Annotated in this window: 14 protein-coding genes and 1 pseudogene; all 15 read left to right on the top strand. The window is 32.4% G+C overall.

What is annotated here, in order from left to right; translation table 11 throughout:
• Positions 1 to 27 precede the first annotated feature (27 nt).
• The 15 genes and pseudogenes from AC3WRL_RS04325 (at position 28) to AC3WRL_RS04255 (ending at position 15,529) form a co-directional block, all read left to right on the top strand.
• The gene (locus AC3WRL_RS04325; RefSeq protein ID WP_261511152.1) at positions 28 to 447 is read left to right on the top strand and encodes a WxcM-like domain-containing protein; all 420 of its coding nucleotides are present in this window, start codon (positions 28 to 30) and stop codon (positions 445 to 447) included.
• 45 nt (positions 448 to 492) lie between these two features.
• Complete coding sequence (locus AC3WRL_RS04320) at positions 493 to 1,611, top strand: polysaccharide biosynthesis C-terminal domain-containing protein (protein ID WP_492329802.1); 1,119 nt, start codon at positions 493 to 495, stop codon at positions 1,609 to 1,611.
• 11 nt (positions 1,612 to 1,622) lie between these two features.
• Positions 1,623 to 2,759 (top strand): non-hydrolyzing UDP-N-acetylglucosamine 2-epimerase, encoded by a 1,137-nt coding sequence (wecB, locus tag AC3WRL_RS04315; RefSeq protein ID WP_214832692.1) that lies wholly within the window; start codon positions 1,623 to 1,625, stop codon positions 2,757 to 2,759.
• Between the two features lie 4 nt (positions 2,760 to 2,763).
• Complete coding sequence (locus AC3WRL_RS04310) at positions 2,764 to 3,975, top strand: glycosyltransferase family 4 protein (RefSeq protein WP_492329801.1); 1,212 nt, start codon at positions 2,764 to 2,766, stop codon at positions 3,973 to 3,975.
• A 29-nt stretch (positions 3,976 to 4,004) separates the two neighbouring features.
• Positions 4,005 to 4,907 carry an NAD-dependent epimerase/dehydratase family protein gene (locus AC3WRL_RS04305; protein ID WP_261511154.1) on the top strand — a complete coding sequence of 301 codons (903 nt, stop codon included), beginning with the start codon at positions 4,005 to 4,007 and terminating at the stop codon, positions 4,905 to 4,907.
• 31 nt (positions 4,908 to 4,938) lie between these two features.
• Entirely contained in the window at positions 4,939 to 5,490 is a 552-nt protein-coding gene (locus AC3WRL_RS04300; protein ID WP_214832686.1) for a sugar transferase, read from the top strand.
• A gap of 108 nt (positions 5,491 to 5,598) precedes the next feature.
• Positions 5,599 to 6,735 (top strand): aminotransferase class I/II-fold pyridoxal phosphate-dependent enzyme, encoded by a 1,137-nt coding sequence (locus AC3WRL_RS04295; protein ID WP_261511155.1) that lies wholly within the window; start codon positions 5,599 to 5,601, stop codon positions 6,733 to 6,735.
• 138 nt (positions 6,736 to 6,873) lie between these two features.
• Positions 6,874 to 7,443, top strand: coding sequence for a sugar transferase (locus tag AC3WRL_RS04290; protein WP_390882533.1), 570 nt, complete (start codon positions 6,874 to 6,876; stop codon positions 7,441 to 7,443).
• Between the two features lie 28 nt (positions 7,444 to 7,471).
• Positions 7,472 to 8,101, top strand: coding sequence for a DUF3575 domain-containing protein (locus AC3WRL_RS04285; RefSeq protein WP_214832682.1), 630 nt, complete (start codon positions 7,472 to 7,474; stop codon positions 8,099 to 8,101).
• Between the two features lie 205 nt (positions 8,102 to 8,306).
• Entirely contained in the window at positions 8,307 to 10,655 is a 2,349-nt protein-coding gene (locus tag AC3WRL_RS04280; RefSeq protein WP_261511156.1) for a GumC family protein, read from the top strand.
• A gap of 86 nt (positions 10,656 to 10,741) precedes the next feature.
• On the top strand, positions 10,742 to 12,226 hold the full coding sequence (locus AC3WRL_RS04275; protein ID WP_214832678.1) for a lipopolysaccharide biosynthesis protein: 1,485 nt from the start codon (positions 10,742 to 10,744) through the stop codon (positions 12,224 to 12,226).
• Positions 12,227 to 12,616: 390 nt separating this feature from the next.
• Positions 12,617 to 12,809: pseudogene (locus tag AC3WRL_RS04270) on the top strand (DapH/DapD/GlmU-related protein); the annotation flags it as partial.
• Between the two features lie 100 nt (positions 12,810 to 12,909).
• Positions 12,910 to 13,488 carry an acyltransferase gene (locus tag AC3WRL_RS04265; protein ID WP_261511158.1) on the top strand — a complete coding sequence of 193 codons (579 nt, stop codon included), beginning with the start codon at positions 12,910 to 12,912 and terminating at the stop codon, positions 13,486 to 13,488.
• Between the two features lie 2 nt (positions 13,489 to 13,490).
• A complete protein-coding gene (locus AC3WRL_RS04260; protein WP_261511159.1) occupies positions 13,491 to 14,630 on the top strand; it encodes an NAD-dependent epimerase/dehydratase family protein in 1,140 nt (379 codons plus the stop codon).
• Positions 14,627 to 15,529 (top strand): glycosyltransferase family 2 protein, encoded by a 903-nt coding sequence (locus tag AC3WRL_RS04255; protein WP_261511160.1) that lies wholly within the window; start codon positions 14,627 to 14,629, stop codon positions 15,527 to 15,529. The genes AC3WRL_RS04260 and AC3WRL_RS04255 overlap by 4 nt, the downstream gene beginning before the upstream one ends.
• Positions 15,530 to 15,559 lie beyond the last annotated feature (30 nt).

Below are 15,559 nucleotides of genomic sequence, written 5' to 3'. Positions count from 1 at the left end.
TTAGATAATTATTCAAACTATAAACTGGTGATATTAAAAGGAAACAGGCATGAAGACTTAAGGGGTGTTATAACTTATAATAATGAGTTTGATGCTTCTATAATTAAACGTATTTACACAATAGAGAATCACTCAACTGAATTTATAAGAGGTTGGCAGGGACATAAAATAGAAACACGTTGGTTTGCATGTATCAATGGAAGCTTTGAAATAGACGTCATAGAAGTGGATAATTTTAAGAACCCTTCAAAAGATTTAACGATAAATAAATATATACTTTCTTCAGAAACTTTAACTTACCTCCATGTAAGAGGTGGTTGCCTAACCGCGATAAAAAGTCTTGAAGAAGGAAGTAAATTACTTGTTTTAGCTGATTATGGACTGGGAGAAATAGATGATGAATATCGGTTTGAGTTAAATTATTTTACGCAAAAAAATGATTTGTAACCACTCTTTAAAGTATAATCAAATATTTGTTTTAAAAACAATTAAATGAAAAAAATAGGAATAACCGGCCAAAATGGATTTGTTGGCCGTCATTTATATAATACACTGGGCTTATTTCCAGAAGAATTTGAACATGTTGAATTTAAGAAAGAGTTTTTCGACAATCAACAGCAATTAGATGAATTTGTTTCAAAATGTGATGTTATTGTCCATTTGGCAGCCATGAATCGTCATGAGAGCGAGCAGTTTATTTATGAAACTAATGTAGCTTTAGCTCAGAATTTAGTTGAGTCTTTAAAACGCACAGTCTCCAAAGCGCACGTCATGATTTCATCTTCAACCCAGGAAGAAAGGGATAATTTATATGGAAGGTCAAAACGTGAGGGGCGTGAAATAATAGTTAATTGGGCCAGCGAAAATGGTGGGAAAGTTACGGGTTTAATTATTCCGAATGTTTTTGGAGCGTTTGGTAAGCCTTTCTATAATTCTTTTGTCGCTACATTTTGTTATCAGTTAACGCATGGCGAAACTCCAAGTATTGCCAATGATGGTGAAGTAAAGCTAATTTATGTGCAAGAATTGGTAGATCGAATTATTAGTGAGATTCGTTCGGAAGAAAGTAAGAATGAGTTATTTGTTGAGCCTACAGCCTGTAAGAAAGTTTCTGAAGTTTTGTCATTATTAAACCAATTCAAAACCAAATATTTTGATAATGGTGAGATCCCGGCTATTAACGATTCTTTTGAACATAATTTATTTAATACCTACCGTTCTTATATAGATCATAAGAATCATTATCCAGTTAAATTTACTCAACATACAGATCCACGGGGTGCTTTCGTTGAAATCATCCGTTTAGGTATTGGTGGACAATGTTCATTTTCAACTACAGTTCCGGACATAACAAGAGGGAATCATTTTCATACAAGAAAAATAGAACGTTTCGCTGTTATTAAAGGAAAAGCATTAATCCAACTGAGAAAAATTGATTCTGATGAAGTTCTTGATTTTTATCTGGACGGGACAGAACCTTCTTATGTAGATATGCCGATCTGGTATACTCATAATATTAAGAATATAGGAGAGGAAGAATTATATACTATTTTTTGGATTAATGAAGCATATAATCCTGAAGATGCAGATACTTATTTTGTAGAAGTTTAAAATATTAATTAATGAAAAAGTTAAAAGTAATGACGGTTGTCGGAACACGACCGGAGATTATTAGATTGTCAAGAGTATTATCCGCTTTGGATGCATCTGAAGCCATAGAACATATCATTGTTCATACAGGTCAAAACTATGACTATGAACTTAATCAGATCTTTTTTGATGATCTGGGACTTAGAAAGCCTGATTATTTTCTGGAGGCAGCTGGAAAAACTGCTACAGAGACGATAGGAAATATCTTAATAAAAATAGATCCGCTATTGGAAGAATTAAATCCGGAGGCATTTTTGGTTCTTGGAGATACCAATTCTTGTTTATGTGCAATTCCTGCAAAAAAGAGACATATTCCTATTTTCCATATGGAAGCAGGTAACCGATGTTTTGATCAAAGAGTACCGGAAGAAACCAACCGTAAAATTGTAGATCATACTGCAGATGTAAATCTTACGTATTCGGATATCGCAAGAGAATATTTACTTCGTGAAGGATTACCCGCTGACAGAATTATCAAAACAGGTTCGCCGATGTTTGAGGTTCTGAACCATTACTTACCAGAAATTAATGCATCTGATGTACTCAAGAAACTAAACTTAGAAGAAGGGAAGTTTTTCGTAGTATCTTCTCATCGAGAAGAAAATATTAATTCAGAAAAAAACTTTAGAGGTTTAATAGATTCTCTAAATGCTATAGCAGAGAAATATCAATATCCTATTATTGTTTCCACGCATCCAAGAACAAGAAATATGATCGATAAAATGAGAGTGGAAGTACGTCCTGAAATCCAATTTCTTAAACCTTTAGGATTTCATGATTATAATGCGCTTCAGAAACGCTCTTATGCAGTATTATCAGATTCAGGAACTATTTCTGAAGAATCCTCTATACTTAACTTTAGAGCTCTTAATATACGCCAGGCTCATGAGAGACCAGAGGCAATGGAAGAATCTAGTGTAATGATGGTAGGTTTATCACCGGAACGTATTCTACAAGGATTGGTGCAGGTTCAGCGACAGAAGATTGGAGATGAACGGAACTTCAGACAGGTTGCAGATTATTCTATGCCAAACGTATCCGAAAAAGTCGTAAGAATCATCATTTCTTATACCGATTATATTAAAAGAGTGGTCTGGAGCGAACAATAGATATATGAATGTTCTTATAATAACACAGTATTTTTATCCGGAAAATTTCAAAAGTAATGATCTTGCTTTTGAACTACAGAAGAGGGGTTATGATGTGACAGTACTGACAGGTCTTCCTAATTATCCCGAAGGCAAAATTTATGATGGATATAGTATTTTCAAAAATAGAAAGCAGGTTGTAAATGGGGTAAAAGTAATAAGGTCGTTGCTTCTTCCAAGGGGTAAAGGAGGAGGTATACGTTTATTTATAAATTATTATAGCTTTGCATTCTTTGCATCCATTAAAGCTTTTTTTATGGGCTTTAATACTAAATTTGATGCTGTCATCGTACATGAACCTTCCCCAATAACGCAATATTATCCAGCTCTCTTAATGAATAAAATATGGAAAACACCAGTTTATTTTTGGGTAATGGATTTATGGCCCGAAAGTTTATCTATTGCAGGAGGTGTGAAAAATAAATGGATTCTGGGATATTATGAAAGGGTTATAAAAAAGTTCTATACAAATTCAGAAAAAATTTTGATTACTTCTAAAGGGTTTAGAAAATCAATCAATCAAAAAGGAAATTTTGATGATAAGATTGTTTATTTTCCAAACTGGGCGGAAGATACCATATCTGAAGGAAATAAAGATTTTTCTATTCCAAAACTACCTGAAGGATTCAAAGTGATGTTTGCCGGGAATATTGGTGAAGCTCAGGATTTAGAGAATATAATGCAGGCTGCTTTGGAGCTTAAAGAAAACAAAGGAATCAAATTTATTTTAGTTGGAGATGGCAGGAAGATGCCGTATGTCAAAGAATTTATCGAAGAACATCAGTTGCAGGAAACCGTATTTACTATGGGAAGATATCCTGTGGAAGCGATGTCCAGTTTTTTTGATAAGGCTGATGTTATGCTTGTAACTTTAAAAGATGATCCTATTTTTAATCTTACCGTACCCGCAAAGCTACAAGCTTATATGAGTGCTTCAAAACCAATCATTGCAATGCTGAACGGAGAAGGAGCAGATAATGTTTTAGAGGCAGATTGTGGTTTTACAGTTTCTGCGGGTGATTATAAGTCACTGGCAAATACAATCCTTAAAGCTTCAGACCTATCTACAGATGTGCTTAATCAGCTAGGAGAGAATAGCAGAAAATATTATGAAAATAATTTTAGAATGTCTACCTGTATTTCAAATTTAGAAAATATTATTAAAAGGAAGTTATAGCCTGTTTTTTCAGATTTAAAATTTAATTTATGAATGTAATTATCACCGGAGCATCTGGATTTGTAGGTAAAAATCTTACAGAATATTTAAGACAGAAAGACAATCAAATTATTTCCTTATCTCTTAGAAATGAAGATTGGAAGAGTGATTTTCCAGCAAATGCTGATGCAGTTATCCATTTGGCAGGTAAAGCACACGACACATCCAACACTTCTGATGATAATGAATATTATAAAATAAATAGAGACCTCACGATTGAGTTATTTAATGAATTCTTAAAGTCAGAAATTAATCAGTTTTTTTATTTTAGCTCAGTAAAAGCTGCTGCAGATAGAGTAGAGCATATTCTGACAGAAGAAGTGGATGCTGATCCTTATACACCTTATGGTAAGTCCAAGAGAGAAGCTGAAGAATATATTCTTAATCAATCATTGCCTGCAAACAAAAAAGTATATGTGATTCGTCCATGCATGATTCATGGTCCGGGAAATAAGGGGAATTTAAATTTACTTTATAAGATTGTTAAAAAAGGATTACCCTGGCCATTAACTGCTTTTGAAAATAAAAGATCATTTCTAAGCATTGATAATTTAAATTTCCTGATAGGTCAGATGTTAATTAATGAAAATTTATCCTCAGGTATTTATAATTTTGCAGATGATAGTGCTATATCAACGAATGAGCTCATTAAAACAATTAATCATGCAGTCGGTAAAAAAGCGAAACTTTGGAACATATCAAAGACTATGATCGAGAAGGTTGCAAAGTTAGGTGATAAATTACATTTACCACTAAACTCGGAGAGATTAAAGAAACTAACTGAATCTTATATAGTTTCAAATCAGAAAATAAAAAATGAATTAAAAATAGAATCTTTACCTGTATCAGTACAGGAAGGATTAATTAAAACTGTACAAAGTTTTAACATCTAAAATATAACCTCAAACTACTAAACATTTCATAATGATACGTATACTCGATTTCTTATTCTCTTTTTTTGGAATTCTTTTTTTATGGCCAATAGGAATAATATTGTACATAATTGGTCTATTTGATACCGGATCACCTATTTTCTTTCAGGAAAGAGTGGGAAAACAAAAAAAGCCATTTAAGTTGATGAAATTTCGAACGATGCATGTCAATACAAAGTCAGTAGCCACGCATCTTTCAAGTAATTCTTCTGTGACGAAATTTGGAGGATTTTTACGTAAGTCAAAATTAGACGAGCTTCCTCAGCTTATTAATGTTTTAATTGGAGATATGAGTCTGGTTGGTCCAAGACCAAATCTTTTTAATCAAACTGATCTAATAGAAGAAAGAGATAAAAGAGGAGTTTACAATTTTCTTCCTGGGATTACTGGTTTAGCTCAAATTAATGAAATTGATATGTCAACACCTGTTGAATTAGCTGAAAAAGATGCAGAAATGCTGCGGAACTTAACAGTATCTGATTACCTAAAATATATTTTTGCTACAGTAGGTGGAAAAGGCCAGGGTGATAGAATCAAAAAATAATTGGACTTTGTTGTGTTGATCCAAATTACTCCTAATCCCTGTCATAAATTTAAAAACTAAGATCTAAATTCAATAGGAAAAGTTATATTTGCTTCTCAATAACACACGATGCAAGATAAAATTTGGCTTTCTCCTCCTCATCTATCAGGAAATGAAATACAATTCATTGAAGATGCCTTTCAGAAAAACTGGGTAACCTCTATTGGAAATAATATTGATGAATTTGAATTTGATTTAAAGAAATTTCTTGAGAATGACGTCGAAGTTTGTGCCCTGAATTCCGCTACATCAGCGATACATTTAGCACTGATATTATTAGGAATTACTAAAGGGGATGAAATACTCACATCCACTTTTTCATTTATTGCCTCAGCCAATCCCATTGTATATTGTGGCGCTCAGCCAGTTTTTATAGATAGTGAATCTGAAACTTGGAATATGTGTCCTATTGTTTTAGAGGAAGCAATCATAAATAGATTAAGAAAAGGTAAGAAACCCAAAGCTATTATCGTTGTAAATCTTTATGGGATGCCTGCTAAAATGGATGAAATTTTGTCAGTTGCTTCAAAATATGAAATACCCCTTATAGAAGATGCAGCAGAATCTCTGGGCGCAAGATATAAAGGTAAAGCATGTGGAACTTTTGGGGATTTCGGCATTTTATCTTTTAATGGAAATAAAATTATTACAACTTCAGGAGGTGGAGCTCTGATATGTCATTCGCAAGAGACTAAAAATAATGCGATCTTCTTATCTACACAAGCCAGAGATGAAGCACCACATTATCAACATTCCAATATCGGATATAATTACCGAATGAGTAATATTATCGCGGGAATAGGTCGTGGACAAATGGAAGTTTTGAATGATCGGGTAGAAGCTCGTAGAAAAATGCATGATTTTTATTTGGAGTTATGCAAAGACATTGAAGGAGTGGATGTTTTTTCAGAACCGAGTGACGATTTTTATTCCAACCACTGGTTATCAGCCATTACAATTGATACATCAAAAACAGGAAAAACCAGTACGGATCTAAGATTGGCATTTTTACAGGATAACATAGAGTCCAGACCACTTTGGAAGCCTTTGCACATGCAGCCCATTTTTTCAAATAGTCCTTATTATGGATCAAAAATTGCTGAAAATCTTTTTGAAAAAGGGTTGTGCTTACCTTCTGGATCTAATCTTACAGAAAAAGATAAAAAACGAATAGCAGAGGTATTGAAAATTTTTTTCTCAAAATAGAAAAGTAATTTAATATTTTAATAATAGAATATATTTAATAGTTCAAAATCCGATATAGACACCTTAAGTTCCTTACTTGCTGAAGATTTCTTTATTCTTACAAACATATTTTATATATTTGTAAGGAATACGAATATTGTGAAAAAATACCCTTTTTGGAAAATGATGATGGATTATAGTATAGTAATTTCTACTGTAATAATATTATTGCCCTTACTTATTCTGTTATTATTGTTGGCCTCTTTGGATACTGGTTTCCCTGGGATTTTCACTCAAAAAAGGATAGGGCGGAATGCAAAACTTTTTACTATCTACAAATTCAGAACCTTAAGTCCGAAAACATTTGAAAAATCAACCATTGGTAATTTGATGAGAAGAACTAAACTGGACGAGCTTCCTCAGTTATTTAATATTTTGAAGGGAGATATGTCTTTAGTTGGTCCTCGTCCTGATATCCCTGGGTATTATGATAAGCTAGAAGGAAAAAATCGCCTTATTCTTTTTCTTAAACCAGGAATTACCAGTGAAGCCGGAATTAAGTACCGTAATGAAGAGCAAATCTTGTCTGAACAGAAAAATCCTTTACAATATAATGATGGAGTATTGTTTCCCGATAAAGTAAGAATGAATCTGGATTATTATCATAATCTTTCTTTTAAAAACGACATTGTTATACTCCTGAAAACCCTTTTAACGCTGAGAACATAGTTATTAATAAGATAAATGTTATATACCAATGAAATTCCTGATTAAAAATTTATGTTTTACAGCAAGCTTGTTTCTTGCATCTACATTGAATGCTCAAACAGAGGTAAAAGTTAACACCCTTTTTGCCCCAATAGGCATATATAATATAGCTGTTGAAAAGCCAGTCAGTAATAAAATTTCTTTACAGGCAGAAGCATTTGTCTCACCCTGGAAATCTTTTAGTGGAAGGAATTTGCAGATCTATATGGGAACCCTGGAAGGAAGATATTATTTTGGAGAGAGAATGAAGAAATGGTATGTTGGGACCTATGTTTCAATGGCAGCCTTCAATCTTCAAAAATGGAATTATTGGAATGACAAACCAGTACGGGATGAATTGGGACAAGCTGAGATATTGCCTGACGGAAGCGTCCGTGTGACGGGGAAATATCAAAAAGGCCTTGCATTTATTTTTGGAATAAGCGGTGGATATCACTTTACCATTAATGAAAATTGGGGACTGGATTTATATGCAGGAATAGGAACGACACAATCATTTTATAAAGGATATTTTAAAGATAATAACACAAGATATGAACATGCCACAAAATTCAATAAAAGTGGAGAATTAATACCTACAAGAGGAGGTCTCATGTTGACCTATAAAATAAAAAAATAAAAAAATATCTTTGTTTTGAACATTATGGATAAAGGAGATGTATATATATAATATCTTTAGTGAAAATAGGATACTATAAAAACAATTCCCCTGCAATCTTTTTAATAATTATTAAAAAGATTATCTAAAATAATAGATATATTTGCACACGTTTTAAATAAAGTGTTGTAATAGAATTTTTCAATTGATAATTTAATCCTTAAAAATGGATAAACTGAACTCTAAAGAAGTCGATGTAAAAGAACTTATAAGTCCATATTTAAAAAATTGGAAATATTTTTTCGGAATGATTTTCCTGATGTTGATATTGGCAATTTATTTTATAAAATCGACTGCTCCTGTTTATAAAGCTCAAACATCTGTACTTATAAAAGATGCTAAAAAAATGTCTGTAGCATCCGGAGATATTGGGGTGTTACAAAGTATTGGTGGTCTTAGTGGTATGGGTACCAATAGCATTGAAAATGAAGTTGGTGTTTTTGAATCCAAAACAATTGTAGAAGATGTCTTGAAAGAAAATAACTTTCAAACTCCTATATATGCTAAGCAAACATTTAATAGTGTAGAACTGTATGGGAATACAAATCCTTACATAATCAATATTATTCAGGAAAAAAAAGATTCCGAATTACCTAAGAAACCAATTTCTATTAAAACTAAAGGTAATGAAATCATATTGTCTTCTAAAGAATGGAAGAATGATATAAAAACTTCTTTTAATAAAACGACGAGCTTACCTTTTGCGGTAATAATGATCAGTAAGAATCCTGATTTTAAAGCACCTAAAAAAGTTGACCTTTCAGATGTTTATTTCAACTATAGTAATTTTGAAAGTACAGTTAATGATTATCAGGAGGCTGTAAAAGTTGATTTGTTGGATAAAGATGGAACTATTATAAATCTTTCTGTAGATTTTGAAAATAAAGATAAGGCAAAAGATTTTCTTAATGGTTTAGTAAGACAGTATAATGTCTACGCCATTAGTGATAAAAATATTGAATCTAAGAGAACGAAGGATTTTATTGATAAAAGAATTCTGCTTATTTCACAAGAATTGGGTGATGTAGAAACTCAAAAGGAAGGATATAAATCAGATAATAATATTGTCGATTTACCGACAGAAGCTAAAATTAATCTTCAATTGAAAGAACAGAGTAAAGCTCAGATTCTGGAAATAGGAACTCAGTTGGAACTTAATCAAATGCTTCAAAATTCTTTAAATAAAAAGGGGACAGGAGATGTTTTACCGCTTAATATAGGATTGGACAGTGAAACTGCTGGGAAAGCAATCCAGGAATATAACACACTTGTACTTCAAAGAAATAAATACTTGGAGGAAGCCACACCAGATAACCCGCTTGTAAAAAGTGCAAACAAACAAATTGAAGAAATGAAATCTTCTTTGACACAATCTTTGCAAAAAAATCAGGCGACATTGGAATTGGCAAAAAGAAAAGTAGAAAGCCAGTTAGGGGGTTCTGAGCAGATGATTGGCAAAATTCCAAGGCAAGAAAAATTATTTAGAAGTATTGAAAGACAGCAGCAAATAAAAGAAAATCTTTATTTATTACTTTTAGAAAAAAGGGAAGAAGCTGCGATCAGTATGGAGATAACTGCTGAAAAGGCAAGAGTAATAGATAAAGCATTTATATTTAAAAAACCCGTTGCACCTAGGAAATTAGTTATATTGGGAATATTTGCTGCCTTAGGTTTACTGATACCATTTGCAATCATTTATTTAAAAGGCCTTCTGCAAAGTACTATTGTTAGAAGAGCAGACCTTACTAAACTTACTGATTTACCGGTGATTGCTGAAATTCCAAAGCTGAAAAACAAAGAAAATGCACTCGTTACTTTTAATGATGTTTCGCCTATGGCTGAGGCCTTCAGGATATTTGTAACCAATTTGAATTTTTTATTACCTCGAAGAGATGTACCACATGTTATAATGGTCACCTCATCGGTAAAAGGAGAAGGAAAGACATTTGTTTCAACCAATTTATCAATCATATTAGCCTCTTCACGTAATAAAGTCTTGGTAATTGGGGCAGATGTTAGAAATCCACAATTACAACGCTACAATCCTTCAATGAAGACGGCAAAAGGTTTGTCAGAATTCTTAAGCGGAGAGGAAATCTCTATTAATGAAATTATTCATCCAAGTAGTTATAACGAGAACTGTGACTTTATTTATTCGGGTTCTATTCCTCCAAATCCGACAGATCTTTTACAGAATGGCAAGTTAGAAGAACTTTTAGACATTGCTAAAGCGCTAAACAAATACAAATATATTGTTTTGGATACGGCTCCTCTTTTATTAGTTACGGATTCTTTCCTTATATCAGATATGAGTGATGCTATCGTATATGTAACGAGGTCTGAGGTCACAGAAAAAAGCTATATAGAGTTTTTAAATAATTCGATAGGGGACAAAAAGCTCAAAAATGTAGGAATTGTATTAAATGAGGTGAAAGAATCTAACTTTGGCTATGGGAACAAGTTTGGATACGGATATCAGGCAGAGGAGAAAAAGTGGTGGAAGAAATATTTTTAGTATCGTCTTATAAAGTAAAGCATAGTAGGAAATGAAAAAAGATATTTTACACAAAATACAATCGAATGTATAAATAATTGACCTTAATGAATTTTTCTTCAAAAAAACTTACAATTAATGCTTTATCGGCAGTTATACAGGTTGTCTTTACAGCGTTGTTGTACTTTTTTTTGTATAAGTATTTATTAGCAGCGGTTGGTGTAAAGCAATTGGGAGTATGGTCTCTTATATTGTCATTTTCTTCTATTGCTAATTTGGCTAATTTGGGTCTGACTTCTGGATTGGTGAAGTTTGTTGCAGAATATCTTTTGGAGGATGACGAAACTAAACTGGGTAAACTAATATTTACTTCAATTTTGTCAATGTTGATCTTGTTTGGCACTCTAAGTTTACTAATTTTATCTTCTGCAAAATTTTTCTTGGGATTCGTAATTGATAAAAGTTTTTTAGATGTCGCATTAGAAATACTTCCTTATTCATTAGCTTCCCTTTGTATTAATGCCGTTGGAGGAGTATTTACATCCGTTTTAGAAGGGCACCAAAAAAATTACATCCGAAATTTTATTTACATCGCATCCGGGATTATTATGTTTGTTGGCACTATATTATTAACGCCTATTTATCACCTTAAAGGTGTTGCAATTGTACAGCTTTTACAATCTGTTTTTATTTTTGTAGTTGCCTTAATATGTACAGTTAGAATAAATCCTAATAATAAAATCCGTTATTGGAAGTGGAGTTTGAAATCATTCAAAGAACTTTTTAATTATGGATACAAATTTCAACTTGTATCCATAAGCCAGCTTTTATATGAGCCTGCTACCAAACTTTTATTGAGTAAATATGGTGGTCTTGCACTTCTTGGGCATTATGAGATGGCAACTAAAGCAGTGAATCAATTTAGAGCTTTATTGACGAATGCCAATCAGGTTGTAGTTCCTGTTGTTGCTGAAAAAGCAAAGGTTGGCGGATCTTCTTTTTTACAAGATTTCTATATTAAGATGAATCGTATTTTACTTTTATTCAATTTGCCATTATCCACGATCTTAATATTAGCAACTCCTTTCATATCTTTAGCATGGCTTGGTGATTTTAATAATGATTTCATTTTTTCTATGCTGGTCTTAACTGCTTCTTCATTTATTAATATTATGTGTGGGCCTGCTTATTTTAGCTCAATGGGAGAAGGACGGTTAAATATATTAGTTATCGTTCACATTGGTATGGCTGTTATTAATATTGTTTTAGGGATGATACTCGGTACATATTTAGGCGGGTATGGAATTATTATAGCCTGGGGAATTGCCCTTTCAGTAGGATCTGTTTTGGTTATTATCAATTACAATAGCTCTCTAAAGATTGGTTTTTGGAAGGTATTTCAAAAAGAAGAAATCAAATTGTTCTTTTTGAGTATATTAATTATAGTTATTAATGTTTCGTGTAATCAATTAATTTCTGCTGAAAAAAATATTTTAAAGATAATTATAGGTATACTTTCACTTTTTTTATATTTACCTGTTGTTTTGAAAAATGAAAACGTAAGGCAATTAATTTCATTAGTAAAAAAGTAAAAAGGTATGTTGGATAAATCTTATTTGCAAAATCCCTTTTCTGAGTATTTGAAATGGCTGATTACAAAAATAAAATACCAATCTAGATATCAGTATCTTAGAGTAGGGTATATGTCTAAATTATTCAATGTTGTTTTCGGTAAATACAACTGGCTTGGAAACAATGTGATTATGATAAACTCGTCAATTGATGATTTTTCTTATATAGCTGAAGGATCTGTCATAAGTGAAACGAAGATGGGGAAATTTTGTTCTATTGGACCCAGTGTTAGAACAGGACCAGGAAAGCACCCAACTCATACATTTGTTAGTACTCATCCTTCAATTTATTCAAATCCGACCAACCTTTTAAGGAATTTTTCTAAAGAAGATAATTATAAATATAGAAAAGATATTGTCATTGGGAATGATGTCTGGATTGGGGCAAACGCAATTATATTGAATGGTATTAAGATTGGTGATGGGGCAATAATTGGAGCCAATTCTGTTATTACTGCGGATGTAGAACCATATGCAATCGTTGTTGGTACACCAGGTAAATTAATAAAATACAGATTCTCACAAGAAGAAATTGATTTTCTATTAAAATTAAAATGGTGGGATAAAAGTAATGAATGGATAGAATTGAATTCTGAAAACCTGCTTGATATAAAAAAACTAATTAATCTAAATGCAATTTCATAATGATTTACTATAATTTAATATTGTATCCATTAAACAAATTGAAATTTGGAGCTTTCGGCTATAGATCTTCTATAAAAAATGTTATCCGAATCGAAAAACCAAAAAATATATTTATCGGTGAAAAAGTTTCTATTGGAAAAAATGCATGGTTAGCAGCAAATCCTCTAACAGGACATAAGGAGTGTAAATTGAAAATAGGAAGTAACACATACATAGGAAATTCAGCTCATATTTATTGTACAAAAAGTATTGTGATTGAAAACTCTGTGCTTATAGCAGATCGGGTTTATATTTCGGATAATCAACATGGTTATAAAGATATTAGTCGACCAATAATTGATCAACCGATAGTCCAACTTTCTGATGTTGTTATAAAAGAAGGCTCTTGGATTGGAGAGAACGTCTGCATCTCCGGTGCGAGTGTGGGTAAAAATAGTATTATTGGTGCAAATTCTGTAGTTACCAAAGATGTTCCTGATTATTGTATTGCTGTTGGTGCACCTGCAAAAATTATAAAACGCTACTCATTTGAAAAACAAGCTTGGCTGAAAACAGATGCTAAAGGGAATTTTACATAAATATGAAAAAAAATATATTAATTACTGGAGGCGCCGGTTTTATAGGCTCTAACATTGCTCTCAAACTTTTGGATAGAGGATTAAATGTAACGGTTTTAGATAATCTGTCACCTCAGATCCATGGGGATAATCCAGACCTTACTTCACCACTTTACAGAAGTATCAATAATAAAGTCAATTTTATTAAGGGTTCAGTGACGTCAAAAGAGGATTGGATTAATGCGATCAAAGGACAAAATGCAATTATTCACCTGGCAGCAGAAACCGGAACAGGGCAATCAATGTATGAAATCCAAAAATATATTGAAGTTAACATCGGAGGCACAGCAATTATGCTTGATCTACTTGCGAACAGCTCTCATAATGTGAAGAAAGTTGTTGTTGCTGCCTCACGTGCTATTTATGGAGAAGGAAAGTATGAATGCAGAAACCACGGAACTGTATATCCGACAGAAAGATTAGATGAAGATATGTCTAAGGGGGATTTTTTGTGCAAATGTCCTGTATGTCATGAAGCGGTTGAGATACTTCCAACTACAGAAGACAGCAAAATACACCCTACGTCTGTGTATGGTATCACAAAGCAAAATCAGGAACAGATGGTTTTAACAGTTTGTAAATCTTTGGGAATTGCCGCAGTAGGATATAGATACCAAAATGTATATGGTCCTGGACAATCCTTATCAAATCCTTATACTGGAATATTATCTATTTTTTCTACCCGCATTAAAAATGGAAATGGCATCAATATTTTTGAAGATGGTAAAGAGACACGTGATTTCGTGTTTATAGATGATGTTGTAAATGCAACTATATTAGGGCTTGAAAAAGAAGAGGCGAATGGTCAGGTTTACAATGTTGGAACTGGTGTTGCGACAGACGTGATAACAGTAGCTGATACACTGTCAAAATTCTACAAACGTGAGATACCAATAAAAATCTCTGGAAACTATAGATTGGGAGATATAAGGCATAATTTTGCAGATATTTCCAAAATAAAATCTGAATTGGGATTTGAACCCCAATGGACTTTTGACAAAGGAATTGAAGCTTTTACTAGTTGGGTTAATGATCAGGAAATCCCGGAAGATAAATATGAATTATCTATTGAGGAGATGAAAAATAAAGGCTTGTATAAATGAGTAGAAAAATAGGTATAGTAACCGTTTTATATAATAGCGAATCTGTTCTTGAAGAGTTTTTTGAGACATTAGGTAAGCAAACATATAAAAATTTTATATTATATGTGGTCGATAACCTGTCTCCAGATGGTTCTTTAGTATTAAGTAAAAAATTAGCTGATCAATATCAATACGACACAGTAATTATTGAAAATTCTGAAAATTTTGGTGTTGCCAAAGGAAATAATATTGGAATTACCAGAGCTGTTGCGGATGGATGCGATTTACTGTTGCTTTCTAACAATGACATTGCTCTTGAAAGCGAATCCATTGAGAAATTACTATTTGGTCTTGATACGCATGATGCAGATATGGTTGTTCCTAAAATATATTTCTATGGGACTAATAAAATTTGGGCTGCAGGTGGAGGTTTTAATAAACGGAATGGTATTACAGTACAATATGGACAGGAAGAAGATGATAGGGGACAATTCAACACAGACAAGAAAGTAATTTATGCGCCTACCTGTTTTATGTTGATAAAAAAAGAAGTGTTCAGCAGTGTAGGATTAATGGATGAGAATTATTTCGTTTATTATGATGATACTGATTTTGTTTATAGAGCACTTAATAAGAATAAAAAAACATTATGGTATATATCAGACTCTGTAATACACCATAATGAATCTACTTCAACGGGTAAAATGAGTGATTTTTCAATAAGGTTTTTATGGAGAAATTTAGTTTACTTTTCTTTGAAAAATTATAACTCTTTTTACGCATCATATATCGTCATATATAATTTTTTGTATGTTCTTATTATGTTATATTTTAGGTATCCCAAAAATCAATGGCTAATAGCATTGAAAGCTTATAAAGAGGGGTTCAATTTATATTTAAATAAAAGGACTGCGAGATAAGTGATTAATTATAAAAAGAAAGAGACAGCA

This window comes from Chryseobacterium sp. FW101-FHT12H09 (assembly GCF_058790395.1).
This window is presented reverse-complemented; position numbering and strand designations above follow the sequence as displayed.